The organism is uncultured Fibrobacter sp., assembly GCF_900316465.1.
Taxonomy (GTDB): domain Bacteria; phylum Fibrobacterota; class Fibrobacteria; order Fibrobacterales; family Fibrobacteraceae; genus Fibrobacter.
In genome coordinates, this window is sequence record NZ_ONDD01000010.1 from 60,778 (window position 1) to 80,896 (window position 20,119).

At 51.6% G+C, this 20,119-nt stretch carries 19 protein-coding genes; 12 read left to right on the forward strand and 7 right to left on the reverse strand.

What is annotated here, in order from left to right:
- The first annotated feature begins 3 nt into the window (after window positions 1-3).
- Entirely contained in the window at window positions 4-2,145 is a 2,142-nt protein-coding gene (locus QZN53_RS05445; protein WP_163437868.1) for an ATP-dependent RecD-like DNA helicase, read from the forward strand.
- A gap of 143 nt (window positions 2,146-2,288) precedes the next feature.
- Here QZN53_RS05445 and QZN53_RS05450 read toward each other — a convergent pair whose 3' ends face one another.
- The 4 genes from QZN53_RS05450 to QZN53_RS05465 all read right to left on the reverse strand — a co-directional run bounded on the left by QZN53_RS05450 (window position 2,289) and on the right by QZN53_RS05465 (window position 6,752).
- A complete protein-coding gene (locus QZN53_RS05450; RefSeq protein WP_163437869.1) occupies window positions 2,289-3,410 on the reverse strand; it encodes an FISUMP domain-containing protein in 1,122 nt (373 codons plus the stop codon).
- Window positions 3,411-3,502: 92 nt separating this feature from the next.
- Window positions 3,503-4,600: a branched-chain amino acid aminotransferase gene (locus tag QZN53_RS05455; protein WP_367269179.1), complete on the reverse strand. Its 1,098-nt coding sequence runs from the start codon at window positions 4,598-4,600 to the stop codon at window positions 3,503-3,505.
- Window positions 4,601-4,829: 229 nt separating this feature from the next.
- Window positions 4,830-5,735 carry a fibrobacter succinogenes major paralogous domain-containing protein gene (locus QZN53_RS05460; RefSeq protein WP_163437871.1) on the reverse strand — a complete coding sequence of 302 codons (906 nt, stop codon included), beginning with the start codon at window positions 5,733-5,735 and terminating at the stop codon, window positions 4,830-4,832.
- A gap of 45 nt (window positions 5,736-5,780) precedes the next feature.
- Window positions 5,781-6,752: a fibrobacter succinogenes major paralogous domain-containing protein gene (locus QZN53_RS05465; RefSeq protein WP_163437872.1), complete on the reverse strand. Its 972-nt coding sequence runs from the start codon at window positions 6,750-6,752 to the stop codon at window positions 5,781-5,783.
- Between the two features lie 110 nt (window positions 6,753-6,862).
- Between QZN53_RS05465 and QZN53_RS05470 the strand changes: the two genes are divergently transcribed.
- From QZN53_RS05470 to QZN53_RS05500, 7 genes are all read left to right on the forward strand, one after another.
- Window positions 6,863-7,897, forward strand: a complete 1,035-nt coding sequence (locus QZN53_RS05470; protein WP_163437873.1) for a radical SAM protein — start codon at window positions 6,863-6,865, stop codon at window positions 7,895-7,897.
- Window positions 7,898-8,245: 348 nt separating this feature from the next.
- Entirely contained in the window at window positions 8,246-10,054 is a 1,809-nt protein-coding gene (locus tag QZN53_RS05475) for a BatD family protein (protein ID WP_163437874.1), read from the forward strand.
- A gap of 1 nt (window position 10,055) precedes the next feature.
- Entirely contained in the window at window positions 10,056-10,823 is a 768-nt protein-coding gene (locus tag QZN53_RS05480; RefSeq protein ID WP_163437875.1) for a tetratricopeptide repeat protein, read from the forward strand.
- Window positions 10,824-10,840: 17 nt separating this feature from the next.
- Window positions 10,841-11,281, forward strand: coding sequence for a very short patch repair endonuclease (locus QZN53_RS05485; RefSeq protein ID WP_163437876.1), 441 nt, complete (start codon window positions 10,841-10,843; stop codon window positions 11,279-11,281).
- Between the two features lie 50 nt (window positions 11,282-11,331).
- Window positions 11,332-11,787 (forward strand): hypothetical protein, encoded by a 456-nt coding sequence (locus tag QZN53_RS05490; protein ID WP_163437877.1) that lies wholly within the window; start codon window positions 11,332-11,334, stop codon window positions 11,785-11,787.
- A 15-nt stretch (window positions 11,788-11,802) separates the two neighbouring features.
- On the forward strand, window positions 11,803-12,738 hold the full coding sequence (locus QZN53_RS05495; protein ID WP_163437878.1) for a bile acid:sodium symporter family protein: 936 nt from the start codon (window positions 11,803-11,805) through the stop codon (window positions 12,736-12,738).
- Window positions 12,739-12,741: 3 nt separating this feature from the next.
- Complete coding sequence (locus QZN53_RS05500) at window positions 12,742-13,146, forward strand: GNAT family N-acetyltransferase (RefSeq protein WP_163437879.1); 405 nt, start codon at window positions 12,742-12,744, stop codon at window positions 13,144-13,146.
- 3 nt (window positions 13,147-13,149) lie between these two features.
- Here the strand turns inward: QZN53_RS05500 and QZN53_RS05505 are convergent, their stop codons facing one another.
- Together QZN53_RS05505 and QZN53_RS05510 are read right to left on the reverse strand one after the other, a co-directional pair.
- Window positions 13,150-13,881 (reverse strand): ribonuclease domain-containing protein, encoded by a 732-nt coding sequence (locus tag QZN53_RS05505; RefSeq protein WP_163437880.1) that lies wholly within the window; start codon window positions 13,879-13,881, stop codon window positions 13,150-13,152.
- A gap of 19 nt (window positions 13,882-13,900) precedes the next feature.
- Window positions 13,901-14,605 (reverse strand): hypothetical protein, encoded by a 705-nt coding sequence (locus QZN53_RS05510; RefSeq protein ID WP_163437881.1) that lies wholly within the window; start codon window positions 14,603-14,605, stop codon window positions 13,901-13,903.
- A gap of 142 nt (window positions 14,606-14,747) precedes the next feature.
- On the opposite strand from QZN53_RS05510, the gene thrS reads away from it, so the two are divergent.
- On the forward strand, window positions 14,748-16,685 hold the full coding sequence (gene thrS / locus QZN53_RS05515; protein ID WP_163437882.1) for a threonine--tRNA ligase: 1,938 nt from the start codon (window positions 14,748-14,750) through the stop codon (window positions 16,683-16,685).
- A 339-nt stretch (window positions 16,686-17,024) separates the two neighbouring features.
- On the opposite strand, the gene QZN53_RS05520 is transcribed toward thrS, so the two are convergent.
- Window positions 17,025-17,786 carry a phosphatase PAP2 family protein gene (locus QZN53_RS05520; protein ID WP_163437883.1) on the reverse strand — a complete coding sequence of 254 codons (762 nt, stop codon included), beginning with the start codon at window positions 17,784-17,786 and terminating at the stop codon, window positions 17,025-17,027.
- Between the two features lie 30 nt (window positions 17,787-17,816).
- On the opposite strand from QZN53_RS05520, the gene QZN53_RS05525 reads away from it, so the two are divergent.
- Genes QZN53_RS05525 through rph form a run of 3 tightly spaced genes read left to right on the forward strand, consistent with a single transcriptional unit; the run spans window position 17,817 to window position 20,082 of the window.
- Window positions 17,817-18,479: a C40 family peptidase gene (locus QZN53_RS05525; RefSeq protein WP_163437884.1), complete on the forward strand. Its 663-nt coding sequence runs from the start codon at window positions 17,817-17,819 to the stop codon at window positions 18,477-18,479.
- A gap of 14 nt (window positions 18,480-18,493) precedes the next feature.
- Window positions 18,494-19,345: a prephenate dehydratase gene (locus QZN53_RS05530; RefSeq protein ID WP_163437885.1), complete on the forward strand. Its 852-nt coding sequence runs from the start codon at window positions 18,494-18,496 to the stop codon at window positions 19,343-19,345.
- An 11-nt stretch (window positions 19,346-19,356) separates the two neighbouring features.
- On the forward strand, window positions 19,357-20,082 hold the full coding sequence (rph, locus tag QZN53_RS05535; protein ID WP_163437886.1) for a ribonuclease PH: 726 nt from the start codon (window positions 19,357-19,359) through the stop codon (window positions 20,080-20,082).
- Window positions 20,083-20,119: the final 37 nt, after the last annotated feature.

The window sequence follows — 20,119 nt, forward strand, 5'->3', positions numbered from 1 at the left end:
CGCGTGATTCTCGAAGGAACCGTCAAGTCGATTACCTTTCATAGTCCGCAGAACGGATTCACCGTCCTGCGGATTATTGATAGTAGCACTAAGAAGGTGGTGGTCGTTACGGGAACCTTGCCTGAACTTTCCGTAGGCGAAAACCTGCGCTTCGAAGGCGAATGGGGTCGCCACCCCAAATTCGGCGAACAATTCAAAGCCATGCACTTTGAAATCGTCGAAACCCAGAACAACAATCTGGAAGCCTACCTCGGCAGCGGCCTTTTTCCGGGAATCGGCCCCAAGACCGCCCAGGCAATCGTCGACGCTTTTGGCGAAGAATTGCGCGACATTCTCGACTACGAGCCCGATCGTTTCCGCACAAGAAAAATCAAGGGCCTTTCGGCCGCCAAGGTAGAACAGTTCCTCGCCAGCTGGCAAGAAAACCGCCACAGTCGCGAAACATTATTGTTCCTGTACAATCACGACATCACTGGTTCTGTCGCCAAGAAGCTGTGGATGAAATTCGGGCAGGACACCATCAGCAAAATCCGCGAGAACCCCTACATTCTCTGTGAAGAAATCTGGGGCATCGGATTCCTGAAAGCCGACGAAATCGCCATGAAAGTCGGCATTCCGAAAGACAGCCCCATGCGCCTACAAGAAGCGATTCTTTACTCGCTGCAAGAAGCTTCGCTTTCGGACGGTCACTGCTATTTGCCAAGCAACGATTTAATCGGCCGCACGCTCAAGAATCTCCGCATCGACGTCACCGATGACGATGCAATCCAGAATCTGTTGGAGCAGTTCAAGCGCATTTGCGAATCGGGCCGTATCAAGCGCCACGGCGATGATTGCTTTTTCCCGCCGCTCGACAACGCCGAACAGAAAATTGCCGAAATCATCAAGGCTCGCCTCGGCGAAAACGAACTGCCGACCTACGGCTTCGAGCGTGAGCTTGTGGACTGGGAACGCGAACACAAGTTCAGCTTTGACCCCACGCAACGCGAAGCAATTCGCCTTGCTATCGCCCACAAGATTTGCATCATTACCGGCGGCCCCGGCACCGGCAAGACGACGATTCTCAAAGGAATCCTTCATCTAGCCCGCAAAATGGGAGAAAACATTCTGCTCGCCGCCCCGACGGGCCGCGCGGCCAAGCGCATGGGCGACTGCTGCGGCGATAAGGCCTACACCATCCACCGCCTGCTAGAAGTGGACCCGGTCACCAAGAAATTCAACAAGAACGAGTTCAACAAGCTCGATTGCAACCTGCTGATTGTCGACGAATTCAGTATGGTGGACACCTGGCTGGCGGCCTCGCTGTTGGACGCCGTTCCTGAAACTGCCCGCATCGTATTCGTAGGCGACGCCGATCAGCTCCCAAGCGTAGGCCCCGGCAACGTGCTCAACGATCTGCTGCAATGTCCGCGCATCCCAAGCGTCCGCCTGCAGCACATCTTTAGGCAATCCGGCGACAACGACATCGCCGACAAAGCAGCCCGCATCAATCAGGGCATCACGCCCGCCCCGATCGAAGGCCCGAACTTCCACTTCGTTCCGTTCGAGACCCCCGAAGAAGCCAAGCTCCACTTACAGCAACTGATCGCGACGGGTGTGCGCAGCAAAATCAACATCGACTTAAAAACCGACTTGCAGATTCTTGTACCCATGCGCAAAGGCCCCCTCGGCATTATCGAACTGAACCCATTCCTGCAAGACCTGCTGAATCCAGGCGTTCCCCGCCACAAAATGGTCGGCATCGGCTGGAGCGTTGGCGACCGCGTCATGCAAATCAAGAACAACTACGATAAAAACGTGTTCAACGGCGACGTCGGAATCGTCTACAGCATCTACAAGGAAAAGCGCAAAATTGCCGTCTTCTTTGACGAAAAACTTATCACCTACCAAGATGACGAACTCGACGAACTGCAACTCGCCTACGCCTGCACCATCCACAAAAGCCAGGGCAGCGAATATCCCGCCGTCATCGTGATTCTCGACTCCAGCCACTACGTGATGTTGCAGCGCAACCTCATCTACACCGCTATCACCCGCGCCAAAGGCCACGTGTGGATTCTCTCTGCCCCCGGCGCCTTCCACCAAGCCGTCCGCAACAACCGCAGCACCCGCCGCTACACGCGCCTCAAAGAGAGATTAAACTAAAAAAGGGGGAAGAATCCCCCTAATTGCAGCCCCGGCCCCACCCCAATGTCATCCCGGCCTTGAGCCGGGATCTCCGTTTTATCCCGCCCTAGCCGGGTCTTCCATTACCCTCTCGAGCGGGGACACCCCGCAACGCCCCGAACTTATTCAGAGTCCTTGATACAACGAATAGAATATGATACAGTCCTACCTACAACATCGTAAATTCTAAGGAAATTCCCATAATACCCAGTCACAAAGTAAAACCTATAACCATTTTCATTAACGGAAGAACTCCAAAAATAAGCAAAATCACCTGTATTATATGTTGTTTCTTTCGTTTTCGTATTATAAGATTTCGACCCAGATGCTATTGCTGAAAAGCCGCTTTTATTACTTCCATTACCTACCTGCCAACCTGAATGCGCATGCACGTCCAAGTTCCAAATTGTTTCATATCTTTCATCTCTACTACCACCACAAGACACAAACAAAGTATCCCATTCACCATTATCAGGAACATGCCAACCTGCAGGACAAATACTATTTCCGAATCCAGCAGCATATAACCGACCAGCAAAGGAACATTTCGTTGAATCATCAAGTAAACAAGCCGAAGATGATGTTGCAAAATTTAAATTTTGGGCCATCCAAATCTGATTTCCAATTTTTACGGTTCTATACACCTGATTATCTCTTTCATCTAGCAATTCGCCATATTCAACATCGGGATTTAGATGGTCTGTGCTCATGCAATTATAAACAGAGCAGTCATACTTTCCAGGAGGCAAAACCGTGAGGGTTGCCGAACTAGAAATTACGACAATACTTGAAGAAGAAACTTCTGCCAGGCAAGATGAATACATTGACAAAGATGAACTTGATATCATTAAAGATTCTTCACTCGACGATGATTGCTTTTCATCTAAAGACGAGGCAGACTCGCTAGCACTACAGGAAACGCCTCGACCGTCACAGTCTTCGCAACGCGAAGAAGAAGACAATGTTTTTGAATCCGCCAAAGAAATCGAACTAGAAGATTTCGGTTTCGTCTGGTCGTAAAACTCAAACCACTTTTCACCATCGCATTCGTAATTCAGCTCAAGGTCTTCCACATAGACCTTCTCGCCGACAACATCCATATTGCATTCGTAAGTTTCAAGTTCCGCCTTGTCCGCCACTCCGGCAGGAAGCCCGTCTGTCTTTGAACCAGCAGCACCTTCACCACTGCATCCAACAAACAGCGCAACAACACCAAAAACAGCAAGGAATCTTGCACAAGTCATTTTCGTCTCCTCCAGAGATTTTTTTCAATCGTCAAAATAGAAAATCCCGCAGATTTCTCCGCGGGATTTTTCAATACTGTTTTCAGCAGCGATTACAAATCAACCACTTCAGTCCAGCCGAACGGGTCTTCGGCTTCACCGAACTGGATAGCAGTGTACTTCGTGAAGAGTTCCGTGCAAACCGGGCCCGGATTCTTGCCGTCACCGTAGGTGAATTCCTTGCCGGCAACCGGATCCACGATCTTCTTGATCGGGGTGATCACGGCGGCGGTACCGCATTCGGCGGTTTCGGAGAATTCAGCGAGTTCTTCGAACGGAACCTGGCGGCGTTCCACGGTGTAGCCGAGGTATTCAGCCAGCTGCTGCAAACTCTTGTTGGTGATAGACGGCAGAATGGATTCGGACTTCGGGGTCACGTAGGTCTTGCCCTTGATACCGAAGAAGTTTGCCGGACCGCATTCGTCGATGTACTTCTTTTCCTTGGCATCCAGATAAATGGTGCTGGAGTAGCCGAGCTTCTTAGCTTCTGCAAGGGACTGGAGGCTAGCGGCGTAGTTACCGCCGACCTTCACCGTACCCGTACCCTGCGGAGCAGCGCGGTCGTAGTTGCGGCTAATCATCATGTCCACCGGCTTGAACCCGTCCTTGAAGTACGGACCCACCGGAGTCACGAACATCATGAGCAAGTATTCGTCAGCAGGCTTCACACCGACTTCCGGGCTCATACCGATCAGGAGCGGACGGATGTAAAGCGTTGCACCGTAGCCATACGGCGGCACAAAGCGGGCGTTAGCCTTCACCACAGTGTGGACCATTTCGCGGAACAATTCAACAGGCGGAACAGCCATGAGTACGCGGTTAGCAGTGTTCTGCATGCGCTTGGCGTTTTCGTCGACGCGGAAAATACGGACCTTGCCGTCCTTGCCCGTGTAAGCCTTGAGGCCTTCAAAACCTTCCTGGCCGTAATGCAAGCAAGTAGCGGCCATGTGAATGCTGATGTCCTTGGAAGAAGACAGTTCGATTTTGCCCCACTGACCATTGCGGTAGTAGCAGCGTACATTGTAATCGGTGTCATAATAACCGAAGGGGAGCGTCTTCCAATCGACAGTGTTCAAATCAACTTGCATAGTATTAACCTTTTTTGCAGTTTGTGCATTTTTAAAGGTATCGTTCGGTACCGAAAGAAAAATACAATTATCGGGGGCATTTTGGCTTGATTTATCGTGAAAAATTAAAGAAATATTGGCATACACACAAAGGGGTAGGCCTCCCCCTCATTGCAGCCCTGCCCTTAAAAAACCGATTTCAACGATTCCTAATTTGTCATGCCTGCGCAGGCGGGCATCTCCCTTTCAATCCAAGAACAAAAACGTTCCAGAATGTTCGCTCAACGACTCATCTTCTTCCGCCTTAGGGCTATTAGTCATCCTTCACGCAACGGACGGAAAGCCCGTGAGCCCGATCTCCAAAGTGTTGGACCACCGCATTGGTTTTGTAATACAAGTAAACAACATTCGCATCGCTGACAGTGTACTCAGTAGAACTCCAGAAGTATGCGTAGTCGCCTTCTTCGTAGAAATATCCACTGCTTGCCCTGTACCCAGCAGGCAACGCTGCAAAGGAATAAGCATCTGTACCGTTGCCACTACCGGGATAACTTCTATCGTTCCAACCGCTAGTAGCCTTGAGTTCGTTTCCTCCATAATTCGCCCCGTTGACCGCAGACAGAAGCACAAACCATTCACTTAGCGTAGGCAGATGCCAGCCCACGGGGCAAATACCCTGAACATAGTCGTCACCCAGGTTGCAGGTTTTGTCGAAGCCACAGCTCTTATCTTCTGAAGTCCATATTCCTGCACTATCCATAGCGGCGCTTAACAGATACATGCGACCATATTTCTCGCAATAGCTCGCACTATCATTATAGCAGAAGCTGGAGGAATCTAGTTCCGCAGTGGGTTGCAAATAGGCATAGTTCAGGTTCTCTGCCATCCAAGTCTGCGTACCGATTTTAACAGTCTTGTATGACTGACCATCACGTTCATCAGTCATAGTCCCCTTAACTACAGTCGATGGATCTACGTAACCCTCAAGGACACTGCTACTCGACGCAACGGAGTTCGACGACTTCGCCGAACTCCTGCTTGATTTCGCAGAAGAACTACTGGACTTCGCCTTCGAACTGCTCGAACCATCGCAATCCTCGCAAACAGACGAGGAAGAATCCTCATTGGAGCCTGTCACAGACCCGCTACTAGCATCGTCGCCGCAAGCAACCAATACCGCAGCAACAAAACCTATCACAAAAAACTTTTTTAAAGCCATAAACCATTCTCCAGCTAACAGACCGCAGCACTCGCCTTATTCAGCTTATTCATCCTTCACGCAACGGACAGAATTCGCAGTGGCCTTAACACCATAACTAACGCCCCAATAGTGGTAGAGGTTGGAGTAGTTCAAGAGCATGATGTTCGCGGATTCTTTACAAATATCGTAATTATATTCAAGAATACACTCGCAGTCCCCATAGTCGTTAATGGTCTCAGTAGAACTCCAGAACATCGCGTAATTGCCCTCATCGTAGTAAACCCCACTGACCTCCCTTGAGCCAGCAGGAAATGCCGAGAAACCATAATCATCAGTACCGTTGCCGCCATCGGACCAACCACTTGCCGACATAAGCCTCATAGCCGCGGAATCTCCAACAGCGCTGACAAGATTCTCCCACTCATCTTGCGTAGGCAAATGCCAACCTTCAGGACAAATTCCTCGCACCGGATATGTCAGCGAACAATCCGCTTCTACCCCTTCCCCGCCTATTCCACATCCCTTGCCGTTTGTACTCCACATGCCAACACTATCCATAGCCGCAGACCAAGTATAAAGACGACCGTATTTGGTGCAGTTAGACGGATCATTGTTATAGCACCAGCTAGTGGAATCAGAGGTGTACTCCTTAGATTCGTTATCCACAAATTTATAGGGAACACCAGTATAAGCATAATTCAGATTTTCAGCCATCCAGGTCTGCGTACCGATTTTCACAGTCTTGTAGGCCTGACCGTCGCGGGAGTCCGTCATAGTCCCCTTAACTACAAGCGAGGAATCCTCATCGTTCACGGGAACACTGCTACTCGACGACAACATCACAGAAGAACTACTAGATTGCGTCGCATCGCTCGCAATCACGCTGGAGGAACTGCTCAAATCATTGCAGTCCCCGCAAACAGACGAAGATGAATCCTCATTGGAGCCGGTCACAGGCCCGCTACTAGCATCGTCGCCGCAAGCGACCAACACCACAGCAACAAGTCCAAACGCAAACAACTTCTTAAAAGTCATAAGAACCTCACTAACTTAACACATACAAATATACATTTCGCACCCCGTCGAATTTAAAAACAGAGACCATATGGAAAGGATACGCCACTTTTTTTCTATCTTACTCACCGATGAATTCCCTTTTGCAAAAATCTGTGGATGGCGTTCGGCTTACACCGGCCGAGGCTCTCACCATTTTGAAGAACGCCCCGTGGACCGAGGTGGTGCAGGCTGGTGATTTAATCCGCAAGCGCATGCACCCCGAAGGCAAAGTGGGCTACACGGCTTTTCGCATTGTGAATTACACGAATGTCTGCGAAATCACTTGCAGTTTTTGCAGCTTTTGCCGCCCGGCGCATAGTCCAGAAGCCTACGTGCTTAGTTTGGACGAAATCCGCCAGAAGACTCTTGAAGCAAAAGCCAAGGGTGCCGACCAGATTTTTCTGCAGGGCGGCGTGAATAAGGACATTCCGCTCAGCTATTACACCGACGTCCTGAAAATGCTTACGCAAGAACTCGGCGTAAAAGTCCGCGGATTTTCGCCGGTGGAACTCGTGCGCATCGCCGAATTCAACGGGATTTCCCTCGATGAGCTGCTCGATATTTTCAAGGAAGCAGGCCTCAGCTCCGTTCCCGGTGCCGGTGCAGAAATACTCTCCGACCGCATGCGCCAAATCTTGAGTCCGAAAAAGCTCCCGGCGCAAAAATGGTGCGACACGCTTGCCGCCTGCCACAAGAAAGGGCTCCCCGGCAGCGCGAACATTGTTTTCGGAAGCGTCGAAACGCCCGAAGAAATCATCGAGCATCTAGATTACGTGCGCAAGACTCAAGATATTGCAAACGGGTTCAAGAGCTTTGTGGTTTGGACATTCCAGCCGCAGACAGACAAGTTCCCCATCCGCCACGTGCGCGGCGACGAATACCTGAAACTTTTGGCCTTAAGCCGAATCTTCCTCGACAACATCCCCCACATCGAAGTTTCGCTCCTTGGAATGGGACTTTCGCTCGGCGAACTCGGCCTGCACGCCGGCGCCGACGACATCAACAGCATCGTCATCGAAGAAAACGTGCTCCAGAACCACGGCCTCACGACCATCGAACAAGCTGAAAATTTCATCAAAAACGCCGGTTTTACCCCCTACCGCCGCTCTCTAAACTTCGATTAAGGCAAAAAAAAACACCGGTCAGCCAATGGAGCTTAACCGGTAATCACCAGAGAGAGAAATCTAAAAAAAATAGCCAGGCGGCAAATTAAGCGCGCTTGGCGTACTTCTTGAAGCTCTTGACCAGCAGGGCAGCGAGAATGCAGTACATATTTCCTTCCATCCTTTATTTTCGACGTTTTATCGCCATTTTTTAACAGCGCGCCAAATTTAACAAAAATTTACTAACGCGTCAAGGGGAAAAAGTATATATTCAGCGACTTTTTTCGAAAAATTTATTATCCGGGCTGTAGCAGGGATGAGGCCGCCCCCGCCTTGGTCTTTTTCTGTAAAAATTGGTAAATTTGGGGCATGAAACGAATTACCTTATTTTGCCTAGCCGCTGCCCTGTGCGTATCTGCACGGCCGTCCCTGCAAGTGGACCGGGAACGCGTGGAATCGGGCAAGACCTTTGGACTCCAGCTTGTATTCCCTTTAGCAGAACTTCCTGAAAACCGTAGCGATTTGCAGATGGAACCTGCAAACGGATTCACCCTCATGGGAATCGACAGTACCGACCAGGTGATTCGCCCCAGCATGGAAGACATGTTCAATTCGTTTTTCAGTGGCGGAAGTCGCAGCGGTTACAAAGCCCGCGTTTACACCTTTAAGCTGAAAGCCCCGAAAAAGACGGGCCGACTCAGCGTCGGACAGATTTTCTTAACCATCGACGGACAAAAACGCAACCTTACCGGCGATGTTCCTATTACCATTCAGCGCGCCTACACCGACGACGCTCTGGCCGTTAGCCTGACTCCGAGCAAAAAGTCCATTTACGAAGGCGAACAGTTCAGCGTGACGCTCGGATTCCACACCTTCGAGCACTTTGAAGGCGGCCTGCAGGCCACCGACATGAACACAGGCGACGATTTTATTGTACACCGTAGCGATCTTTCGAGCATGAAGTTCGAACCGGTCGAAGGTAGCCGTCGCGAAATGCAGGCCAGCGCCAAGTTCGCCTGGCTCAGCCCCACCAAGAGCGGCAACCTGCAAATTCCGCCGTTCAAGTTCAAGTACACCAAGCGCGGCGAGCCCAAGGTGGTTGAAGAGAAAAAGCAAATGGGCGGCATGTCGTTCCATGCTCAATCGATTCGTCAGGAATCTGTTGAAACCGAAACGCAGACCCCCACGGTGAACATTACGGTAAAGCCGCTGCCTACCGAAGGCAAGCCCGCCAACTTTAGCGGCATGGTCGGTAGTTACACCTTTAATGCAGACTTCGACCGCACCAACCTCAAGGTCGGCGAAGCCATGACGCTCACCATCAACATCAGAGGTGACGGTCTGCCGGGTTCCATTACCGACCCCAAGCTCCCCGACTTTGGCGAGTTCCGCTCGGTGCCGCCCGAAAACGAAATCAACAAGAAGATTGTCGGCAACAAGGTGGTGACCACCAAGAACATTCGCGTGTTCCTGTACCCGAAAAAGAAGGGTGAATTCACCATTCCCGAAATTTCTTACTCCTGGTTTAACCCCAGCAAAAAGGCTTACGAAACCGCCAAGGCCGGCCCCTGGAATGTTGTCGTAGAAAAGGGTGAAGCCGCTGCCGAGGCAATCTTCCAGGCACCGGTCGCCCAAGGCCCCGCTGCCGTGCAGAAGCAAGAAATTGAATCGCTGGGTTCTGACATTCGCTTTATCCATAAGGTGAACGACGCCAGCGACACGACCGCCCCCTACAAGAGCATTCTTTACTGGGTGATCTTTGCCGCCGCGATTCCTTTCTACCTGATTGTAACATTTGCCGTGCGTAGCCGCCGCAAGCACAACAGCGATGCAGCCCTGGTGCGTAAGGGCAAGGCCGACAAGATGCTCAAGGCCCGTTTTGCAAACGCCCGCGAAGCATTAAAGAAGGGCGACGCCAAGGCACTTTATGCCGCCCTCGAAAACGGCTTGATCGATTACCTGAGCGACAAGACCAACCTGGAATTCAAGGGCATGACTCGCCCGCAAATGAAGGAAGAACTTGCCAAGCTTGGTATTAAGGCCGAAACGATTGCGGCCATTGACAGCTGGCTTGAAAAGTGCGCGTTCGCGCGTTTTGCTCCGGTGAATCCGACCAAGGACGAACAGGAACAAATGTTGAAAGATGTCGAAAAATTGTGCGAAGGATTGAAGGTATAATATGAAACTGAAAGTATTTATCTTTTTCGCCATGATGGTCGCTTTGGCGACAGCAGGTTTTGCGGCAGAACATTGCAACGGGATTGAATCCGGCGTCGTCTATTATAACGAAGGTGAGTTCGAGCGAGCCATTGACGAATGGCGCACCTGCGTTGACAACGGCGTCGAAAATTCAGACCTTTACTACAACTTAGGCAACGCCTACTTTAGAGAAGGCAAGATCGGTTTTGCCATTTACTATTACAAGTCGGCACTCCGCCTGGCCCCCAACAACGACGACATTATTCACAACCTCAAGTACGCGCAGGCCATGACCCGCGACAAGGTGGAAGAAGACGGTGAAGAAAACCCGCTTCTCTCCGGCCTGTTCAAAGCCCACCACGCGCTTTCTTTAAGGACTCAAATGTGGGTATTGCTCGGGATTTTCTGGGCAATTGCACTTGCCGCAATCGCAAGACGCATCAGTCGTAGCGGTAGGGCAAAGAACGTGCTGATTGGCGTCATGTTTGCGCTGTCTAGCGTTTTCTGCATTATCGCCATGAGTGCCGGCTACAAGATTTTTGTCGCCGAAACCGACATCGAAGGCGTCGTAACCGCCAAGGATGCCGACGTGACCAGCGCCCCGAACAACAAGTCGCAAACGCTGAACACGCTTTCTGAAGGCACCACATTCGAAGTGCTTTCGGAACAGGGTGGTTTCGTCGAAATCCGCCTCGGTGAAAAAATCCGCGGCTTTGTCAAAACAAGCGACGTCGGAATCGTGAAATAAAACAGCGCCTCGGGCCGATGAAACATCGCCAGAAAAAACGAATTCCCATGAACCGCTCGCAGATGATGCAGGCGGTTCATTCCATAGATACGAAACCAGAAATTTTGGTACGCCGGGCTCTTTTTAAAGCGGGGCTGCGCTACAGACTCCACCGCCGCGATTTGCCAGGCACGCCCGACCTGTATATTCTTAAATACGGCGTGGTCATCTTTATCAACGGTTGTTTCTGGCACCAACACGGCTGCAAGTTCACCAGTCGCCCCAAAAGCAATCCCGAATTCTGGAACGAAAAATTTACGAACAATGTCGTTCGCGACATCAAAACCAACTGGAAGCTTTCGCTACAAGGCTACCGCGTCGCCACCGTTTGGGAATGTTCCATCAAGAACGATTTCGACCATACCATTGAACGTCTCAAGGCTTTTATCAAGAGCGACGAAGAAAGCATTGAAATTTGAGTCGCACACGATAAAAAAGACTATCTTTCTAACAGATTTTAGGAGGCGTTATGCAGATGAATTATGCAGAATGGGTTTGCCCGGAATGCAAGACCAAGAATCGCGAAGCTTGCAACATGTGGATGTACGGCAGCCCAATTCGCGAGTGCAAGGCCTGTCGCAGCGAATACCTGGACAGGCGTTGGCGCGAGGTGGCAATTGACGGTTTCGACCCGCGCAGCAAGAATGCAAAATTCTACGCGAAGGGAGCGCTGTTCCTTTTGTCGATGGCGATAATCTGCGGAGTCTTGCTCCAAACTTCTGTCGTACAAGGGAGCAATTCCACAAAGCTTACCCTGGCGTGTATTCTATGCTCGCTATTCGGCATCGTCAGCGGAGTCATCGCGCTCCGCATCAAGCTCGGCTTTGCCACCAAGGACAATAGTAAGCACATGGCCGAATCGAAGGCCCGCTTAGGCGACCCGCAGTATGTCGAAAAATTGAGGAAGTACGGATACAAAGTTTAAAGAGCGAGTTCAACTATGCACATTCTTGAAAAAATCAGTGAATTTGTGGGTAAGTGGATGGCGGTCGTGGTTTTGGCCATCGCGGCGCTTTCGCTGTTTGTCCCGAAAGCGACGCTTTGGATAGAACTCTCGTGGGTGAATTACCTGCTGATGGTCGTAATGTTCGGCATGGGGCTTACGCTCAAGCTGACCGATTTTGCACTTGTATTTGCGCGACCGAAAGAAATCACCATCGGATGTGCAGCGCAGTTTATCGTGATGCCAGCCCTTGCATTTTTGCTTTCCAAGGCGTTCGGACTTGACGCCGCATTGATGGCGGGCGTTGTTCTCGTAGGCACATGCCCGGGCGGCACCTCCAGTAACGTCATCACTTATCTTTCGAAAGGCGACGTGGCGCTTTCTGTAGGCATGACAAGCGTGAACACGCTGCTCGCGCCCGTATTGACGCCGGCAATCACCTACCTGCTTTTGCGCACCACCGTGAACGTGGATGTGATGGCGATGTTCCTTTCTATCGTGAAGGTCGTGATTGTGCCGATTGCGCTTGGGTTCGTCATCAACAAGTTCTTTGGCAAGTGGACAGCCCGCGCTGTGAAGGTGTTACCGCTCGTTTCCGTGATTGCGATTGCGATGATTGTGGCTGCAGTTGTCTCGCACAATGCTTCGAAGATTCTCTCTACCGGTGCTATCGTATTCGCCGTCGTGATTCTCCATAATCTGCTCGGCTACGGCTGCGGTTTTGGCCTCGGCAAACTGCTAAAATTCTCGACGCCCAAGACGAAGGCGCTTTCCATCGAAATCGGCATGCAGAATTCCGGACTCGCCACAAGCCTTGCGGCGACCGCTTTCTCGTCGCTTGCGATGGCGACAGTTCCCGGCGCCATCTTCTCCGTATGGCACAACATCTCCGGCGCGATACTCGCGAACATTTACCGCCGGTGGGAAAAATAAAACATGGCCATTGAATACAAAGACATCCACGATTTTTCGGAACAAGATTTAAAGGACCTTTTCCTCTCCGTCGAATGGTCCTCGGGACATTTCCCCGACAAACTCGTCGTCGCGATGAAGAATTTCAAGACAGTCATCTCGGCCTGGGACGGCGACAAACTCATCGGCATGATTTGCGCGATGGATGACGGCATCATGAACGCCTACGTGCATTACCTGCTCGTGCGCCCCGAATACCAGGGCAAAGGCATCGGCAAAGTCCTCGTCGACAAGGTCCATGAAATATACAAGGATTACCTCCGCATCGTCGTGGTCGCCTACAACGAAGAGCTCGCCTTCTACGAACATTGCGGCTTCAAGAAGGCAGACGATGCGAGCCCGATGTTTATTACCAGTTTGTGGACGTAGGGATTAGCGGACTTCCAATTTATTGAAAGTCTCGTAGTGGTCTGCGGTATAGTAGATAACGCAATCTGATTGGTAAATCAGGCGTTTCGTTCCGCGATTCTTGGCGGAGTAATCAACATCCGCTTCGTGATAATTTCCTTCGGGCAATGTGGGGTGATAATTATCCGGATTGTCCGCATAGTTGTTGAACGTATCGCCGCCGATCATTACGCCGATTGTTGTCCATGGATTAAAATTCCATTTATCGAAAGTCTTTCCGGTCTTAGATTCGTACAAGGACTTTCCTTCGTTCTTGCCGACATAGTTGCTCGGCAATTTATCGAACTTGCAGAGGTATGCCGCCACGGAATCCCTAGTCGTGTACAAGCCGGATTCTTCCACAGCTTCGTAAATCGACTTTATTGCAACGCTGGAGGAAGATTTTTCATCACTTGACGAGAGCTCAATTTGTTCACTACTTGAAGAAAAGCTTTTATTGCTAGATGATGATTTATCTGAAGACGTGATCTTTTCACTACTAGACGATGTTTCTTTGCTTGCAGACGAAGATTCAACACGTTCACTGCTAGAAGAAACCTTTTTGTCGCTAGACGAAGATGTTTCTTTCTTACTTGATGAAGACGACTTGCTTGATGACGTCAGTTCAATTTCATCGGAATCATCGCTAGAAATCGTCGGCGTAGAACACGCGACTAGGAAACCGATGAACAGAAAAGTAAGGCTATTAAAAAACATCTTTTTATTTTTCATTTTTTTACCCACTGCCCCATATACCTAGTTGAACAAAGAACCGGTATTTGAAATCTTCAGCGAAGTTCTTTTCAAAACGAATTCCTGTATCTAAAAGAAATCCAGAACTAGAAGGTCTCGCTGAAAAGCGCAAACTTAAATCGTTTGTATAAGTAAAACTGCGCGCATGGAAGCCTTCTTGAATCACATGTGTTGTAAAATGGTTTTGGTCGTTAATGCCTAGCCACGAACCCGGCACAAGGGGGATGTAAACCATTCCGCACCAGATAAAGAGCGGCGCCAAAACCAAGACGCCAGGGCCATCTGATTCGGGCCCCCTTATTTTCCTAGCAACGGCATCAATTCCATTGAAAAGAAACCATTCTCCTGCGGCAAACAGGGCGTCATCGGAAGCTCCGAAATCGTCAACCCTTAAATGGAGGGGCTCGTATCCGACATGGATACTATATCCATCTGTAATATTGATTGGTAAAACGTCAAGAAAAGTAAAAATGGAAAAGTCAAATACATCAGGTGTCGCATAGCCTGCACTAAAACCAAGAGCTCTGGGCATGTAACGCTCGTTATGATGTTCGAGCATTTTGTCCAATTGTTCTTCTTCTGACAGGCCTTTCTTTTCTTGGGCCATGACATTGCTGCAAATACAAAGGACGATAATGCCTGCAATTCGCAGCAAGAATCGTTGAGTTTGTTTGTGAAGTACTGCCATGTATTTAAATATAACAATGGAATTGGGGTTTTAGGGGGCAAGCCACTAGCCACACTTATAGTCTTTTTCTATCTTACCGCGCACCGCCAGATGTCGTATTTCTGGGGAACCGGGCGAGAACCGCCCACAAAAAGGATTATTTATGTCTCAAATCGAACTCACCTTCCCCGATGGCTCCGTACGTTCCGTAGCATCGGGCACCACCGGCCTCGAAATCGCGAAGGGCATTTCCGAAGGTCTTGCACGCAAGGCGCTTGGCGTCAAACTCGGCGATAAGGTCCTCGACCTCACGCGCCCGCTCACCGAGAGCGGCACCATCAAGATTATCACGCCGAGCAACGACGACCCGGATGCTCTGATGCTCCTGCGTCACAGCTGCAGCCACGTGCTTGCCGAAGCCATCTGCGACCTGTTCCCGGGCACCAAGCTCGCCTACGGTCCGGCTATCGAAAAGGGTTTCTACTACGATTTGATGACACCGACCCCGATCCAGCAGTCGGATTTCGAGCGCATCGAAAAGCGCATGAAGGAAATCATCAAGGAAGACCGTCCGTTTACCCGTTGCGAAGTCAGCGCCGCCGATGGCCTGAAGCGCACCGAGGGCGACAAGTACAAGACGGACAACGCTGAACGCGCTCTCGCCCGCGAGGGTAGCGACGGCACTCTCAGTTTCTACGTGACTGGCGAACCGGGCAAGAACTTTGAAGACCTCTGCGCCGGCCCCCACGTGCCTTCTACTGGCAAGCTCAAGAATTTCAAGGTGCTCTCGATGTCAGGCGCCTACTGGCATGGCGACCAGAACTCTGACCAGCTGACCCGCGTGTACGGCACTTGCTTTGCCGACAAGGAAGGTCTCGAAACTTATTTGAAGTTCCTGGAAGAGGCCGAGAAGCGCGACCACCGCAAGATCGGCAAGGAAATGGACCTCTACCACATTGAAGACCATTCTCCGGGCATGGTGTTCTGGCACCCGAAGGGCACCAAGATGGTGAACGCCCTGAAGGACTACATCCGCGGTAAGATTGACCGTCGCGGCTACCTCGAAGTGATCACTCCGGAAATCGTGAACAAGACTTTGTGGATCAAGTCCGGCCACGCCGACAAGTACAACGAGAACATGTTCAAGACGCTCGCTGGCGACGTGGAAATGGCCGTGAAGCCGATGAACTGCCCCTGCCACATCCAGATTTTCAACACGGGTCTCCGTAGCTGGCGTGACCTTCCGATGCGCCTTGCCGAATTCGGTAAGTGCCACCGTTACGAACCTGCCGGTACGATGCACGGCCTGATGCGCGTGCGCGGCTTTGTGCAGGACGACGCCCACATCTTCTGTACCGAAGACCAGATTGCAAGCGAAGTGGCCGACTTCTGCGCCCTCGTGAAGGAAATCTACCACGACTTCGGTTTCGACGATATCGTGGTGAAGTTCTCCACCCGCCCGGAAAAGCGCGTGGGTTCCGACGAAATCTGGGACAAGGCTGAAGCCGCCCTCGCCGAAGCTACGAAGCTCGCTGGCCTCGACTACATCCTGAACCCGGGTGAAGGTGCCTTCTACGGCCCGAAGCTTGAATTCACGCTGAAGGACAGCCTCGGTCGTGACTGGCAGTGCGGTACGATCCAGGTGGACTTCAACCTCCCGCAGCGTCTGGGTGCCGAGTATGTCGGCAAGGACAACCAGAAGCACATTCCGGTGATGTTGCACCGCGCCGCCGTGGGTTCCATCGAACGCTTCCTCGGTATTTTGATTGAAGAATTCATGGGCGATTTCCCGCTGTGGCTCGCTCCGGTGCAGGCCCGCGTGCTCCCGATTTCCGAGAAGTTCGTTGACTATGCAAAGCAGGTCGAGAAGGAACTCGTGAACGCCGGCGTCCGCGTGGAAGTCGATGAAAGCAACGAGAAGCTCGGCTACAAGATCCGCCAGTGCGAATTGCAGAAGGTGCCGTACCTCCTCATCGTCGGCGAGAAGGAAGTGGCAGATGGCGTCGTTTCTGTCCGCCGTCGTAAAGAAGGTGACAAGGGCAATATGACTGTCCAGGCCTTCCTCGACATGACCGCTGATGACAGAAAAGTCGTCCGTTAGTCGATAACCGAAAAAACATTCACAAACGTAGGTTCCTTTGAGCCTACGTTTTTTTGTGCGTAAGCGTAAGGAAGGCGATTACCGCCTAAGCCGAGCGTCGCGGCAGACCGCTTGCGGGCTGACATGACCGAGGCGAGCGGGAAGGACTCCGTAGGAGTCCCCAAGGGTCAGATGACTGTCGCCCAGTTCCTCGAAATGACTGCTGATGACAGAAAAGTCGTCCGCTAATCTGGCATTCGTCATTGCGAGCCCCTGAAGGGGCGAAGCAATCCATAAAATTCAAAACGCAGACTCGATTGAGCCTGCGTTTTTTCATTTTCTTCAATCAAGTAAGCGGGCTTACTTCTTCCCGGTCTTCGGTGCAGAGGGCTTCGCAGCCGCGGCCTTCAGCTTCTTGAATTCGGCCTGGGCCTTACGCATGTCGGCCATAAAAGCTTCGTTTGTATGCAAACTCGGGTAGGCAGCCGAGACAATCACCTTCGAGGCGTCCACATCACTTTGCCAGTGGAAGCCGGCAATCACACGACTCTGGCCCCATTCGTAGGCGTATTTCAGCAGGGCATCCTGAGCAGCCGGGTTCACCTCAATCAGCAACAAAGCCATCGCCCATGCGCGAATAGTATGTCCAGACGGATAAGAGCCATTTGTTTTCAGCCTTTCTTCGTCAGCAGGGACAAGCGTCGGCTCATTAAAGCGGTCATAAGGACGACGCCTATTGTAATGTCTCTTGGGAATGCTTCCCGGTTGCTTAAGCGTCCTGATTCCGCGTTCGAGCAAATTCATGATAGCAGGAGTCTTTTGCGCAGAGATTTCCATGCCAAAAGGTTCGCTGAACATCTTGGCCATCTCGGCAATAGTCTCCACCGCTTGCGCAACCGCAAGAGCAGCGCGAGCAGAATCCTGACGCATCTTTTTGCCCCACATGTACTGCGACATATCGTACATGAACTGCGGAGACATGGTATCAGGCGGTGCCGGGTAAAAATTCAGAGCATTCGGGAGCGCATCCGCTTCTACATAGGGTTTGACATCGGCAGCAAAGCTACACAGGGCCGCCCCGCAAAGGGCAATTGCGATAAAGGTCTTCTTAAGAATATTCATACTCTTCAAATATTAACTATTTTTCACCTGATGCTTTTCCGCTTTAAAACCGTAGTCCCTTTACTGGCCCTAATCTGCTTAGGGTTCACTTGCTGCTCCTTCCCGGTGCGCACGGGCTACGACCGAAGCATTGGCGACTACAAGCGCGTGCCCGCTAGCGAAACCGCCTCTACTCCGCCTAAAGAAGAATCGCCTGCCGAGCCCGAACAACAAACTGTTCAAGCCGACTCGACTCAAGATTCCACCAAGCACATGAATTCCGCCGAAAAGGCACGTGCGGCCATCAAGAAGAAAGAAGTGGCCAAAGCCGCCAAAAAGGCAGCCCCCCGCGGAGACCTGGAGACTTACGCCAGGAAATGGATGGGAGCCAAGTACGTTTACGGCAAGGCAACCCGAACCAAGACAGACTGCTCCGGATTCGTGATGCAAGTTTACAAGGGCTACTACAACATCGCCCTCGACCACAGCGCATCTAAAATGTACAAGGATAGCCGCGGGAAATCTGTGAGTCGCGGAGGCCTGAAAGAAGGCGATCTCGTATTTTTCGGAAGCCTCTGGAAAATAGACCACGTGGGCATATACCTGAACGGAGGCCGATTCATTCACGCAAGCACCAAGAACGGCGTGATGATTTCGCCCATGCAGGACAAGTACTGGGGTCACAAGTACCAAGGCGCCAGAAGATTTAAATAATTATATTTCGCACTATGAAGAAAATTGCATTCCAAGGCCGCAAGGGTGCCTATAGCGATTGCGCCGCACATTATCTGTTCGGCGAAGATATCGAAACGCTCCCGATGGACACTTTCGAAGAAATCTACCAGGCTATCGAAACGGGTGAAGCCGACGGCGGCGCCATTCCTATCGAAAATTCGACAGCAGGCTCCATCGAAGCAAACTACGATTTGCTGTACAAGTGGCGTCACCGTATTGTGGGCGAAGTCATGCTCCGCATCGAGCACACCTTGTGCGTGATGCCGGGTGTCAAGCTTGGCGACCTCAAGCGCGTTTACAGCCACCCGCAGGCTCTTGCGCAGTGTTCCAAGTTCTTTGCAGAAAACCCGCAGATCAAGGCGGTTCCGGCATTCGATACCGCAGGCTCTGCCGAAGAGCTCGCTGCTCGCAAGGCTAAAGACGAAGGCGCCATCGCAAGCGCTTACGCCGCAAAGATTTACAACTTGGACATTCTGAAGGCGGGCCTTGAAAACTTGAAGGGAACGAACTTCACGCGTTTCTACGGAATTCAAAAGGTTCCCGCAGCCTTCGACACCATTGAAGGCGCCAAGACGACCATGCTGTTCGAACTGGCCGACAATAACGCCGTAGGCGCACTCTACAATGCGTTGGGTTGCTTTGCCAAGCGCGGCATCAACTTGACCCGCTGCGAAAGTCGCCCGCACCCGGACAAACCGTGGGAATACATTTTCCACGTATCGTTCGAAGCAAACGTAAGCGAGGATCGCGCCCAGGCCGCGCTCGCCGAGCTCAAGAATTACACGAGCCAGATGTACATTCTGGGCACCTTCAAGAAAGGTGTAATCGAGACTTTGAAATATTAAGAGGTAGAATTATGGCGTACGAACGTACCGACAGAAAGTTTGACGAATACCGCAACCTTAAAATGACCACGGGCTTTATTTCGAGCGCCGATGGTTCTGTTCTGATTGAAATGGGTCGTACCCGCGTTATCTGTAACGCGACTCTCCTCCCGAAAGTTCCGGACTGGCTCGCTGGCAAAGGCACGGGCTGGATTACGGCTGAATACAGCCTGCTCCCGCAAAGTACGGGTAAGCGTGTGGAACGCGAGCGCAAGGGCGCGAGCGGCCGTACGCAAGAAATCCAGCGCCTGGTGGGCCGCTCGCTGCGCGGCGCAGCCGACCTGGCCGCCCTCGGTGAAAACGCCATCGTGGTCGACTGCGACGTGATCGAAGCCGACGGTGGCACTCGTACCGCAAGCATTATCGGCGGCTTCGTGGCCCTTGCGCTCGCTCTCAAGAAAATCAAGGCCCGTCTCGGTCTCACGCAGCAGATTCTGCAGCACGGCATTACGGCAATTTCTGTCGGCGTTGTTGCGGGCAAGCCGCTCTGCGACCTCTGCTATGTAGAAGACTCTGCCGCCGACGTTGATATGAACGTGGTGATGCAAGACGCGAAGAACTTCATCGAAGTCCAAGGCACCGGCGAGCACGCAAGCTTTGACCGCAACATGCTCAACACGCTCCTTGACCTCGGCGAAAACGCTTGCAAGGACATCTACAAAAAGCAGATGGAATTGATCGGCGGCGAATTACCGTAAGAGGCAACGACTCATTAAGCCGAGTCGCTTGCGACTC

What these genes read in the sequence shown, in the direction of transcription:
- QZN53_RS05465 (WP_163437872.1), bottom strand. Translation starts at nt 6,752, where the DNA reads ATGACTTTTAAGAAGTTGTTTGCGTTTGGACTTGTTGCTGTGGTGTTG.
- QZN53_RS05495 (WP_163437878.1), top strand. Translation starts at nt 11,803, where the DNA reads ATGCACATTCTTGAAAAAATCAGTGAATTTGTGGGTAAGTGGATGGCG.
- QZN53_RS05460 (WP_163437871.1), bottom strand. Translation starts at nt 5,735, where the DNA reads ATGGCTTTAAAAAAGTTTTTTGTGATAGGTTTTGTTGCTGCGGTATTG.
- QZN53_RS05450 (WP_163437869.1), bottom strand. Translation starts at nt 3,410, where the DNA reads ATGACTTGTGCAAGATTCCTTGCTGTTTTTGGTGTTGTTGCGCTGTTT.
- QZN53_RS05530 (WP_163437885.1), top strand. Translation starts at nt 18,494, where the DNA reads ATGAAGAAAATTGCATTCCAAGGCCGCAAGGGTGCCTATAGCGATTGC.
- QZN53_RS05475 (WP_163437874.1), top strand. Translation starts at nt 8,246, where the DNA reads ATGAAACGAATTACCTTATTTTGCCTAGCCGCTGCCCTGTGCGTATCT.
- QZN53_RS05520 (WP_163437883.1), bottom strand. Translation starts at nt 17,786, where the DNA reads ATGAATATTCTTAAGAAGACCTTTATCGCAATTGCCCTTTGCGGGGCG.
- thrS (WP_163437882.1), top strand. Translation starts at nt 14,748, where the DNA reads ATGTCTCAAATCGAACTCACCTTCCCCGATGGCTCCGTACGTTCCGTA.
- QZN53_RS05505 (WP_163437880.1), bottom strand. Translation starts at nt 13,881, where the DNA reads ATGTTTTTTAATAGCCTTACTTTTCTGTTCATCGGTTTCCTAGTCGCG.
- QZN53_RS05485 (WP_163437876.1), top strand. Translation starts at nt 10,841, where the DNA reads ATGAAACATCGCCAGAAAAAACGAATTCCCATGAACCGCTCGCAGATG.
- QZN53_RS05470 (WP_163437873.1), top strand. Translation starts at nt 6,863, where the DNA reads ATGAATTCCCTTTTGCAAAAATCTGTGGATGGCGTTCGGCTTACACCG.
- QZN53_RS05500 (WP_163437879.1), top strand. Translation starts at nt 12,742, where the DNA reads ATGGCCATTGAATACAAAGACATCCACGATTTTTCGGAACAAGATTTA.
- QZN53_RS05480 (WP_163437875.1), top strand. Translation starts at nt 10,056, where the DNA reads ATGAAACTGAAAGTATTTATCTTTTTCGCCATGATGGTCGCTTTGGCG.
- rph (WP_163437886.1), top strand. Translation starts at nt 19,357, where the DNA reads ATGGCGTACGAACGTACCGACAGAAAGTTTGACGAATACCGCAACCTT.
- QZN53_RS05510 (WP_163437881.1), bottom strand. Translation starts at nt 14,605, where the DNA reads ATGGCAGTACTTCACAAACAAACTCAACGATTCTTGCTGCGAATTGCA.
- QZN53_RS05490 (WP_163437877.1), top strand. Translation starts at nt 11,332, where the DNA reads ATGCAGATGAATTATGCAGAATGGGTTTGCCCGGAATGCAAGACCAAG.
- QZN53_RS05525 (WP_163437884.1), top strand. Translation starts at nt 17,817, where the DNA reads ATGCTTTTCCGCTTTAAAACCGTAGTCCCTTTACTGGCCCTAATCTGC.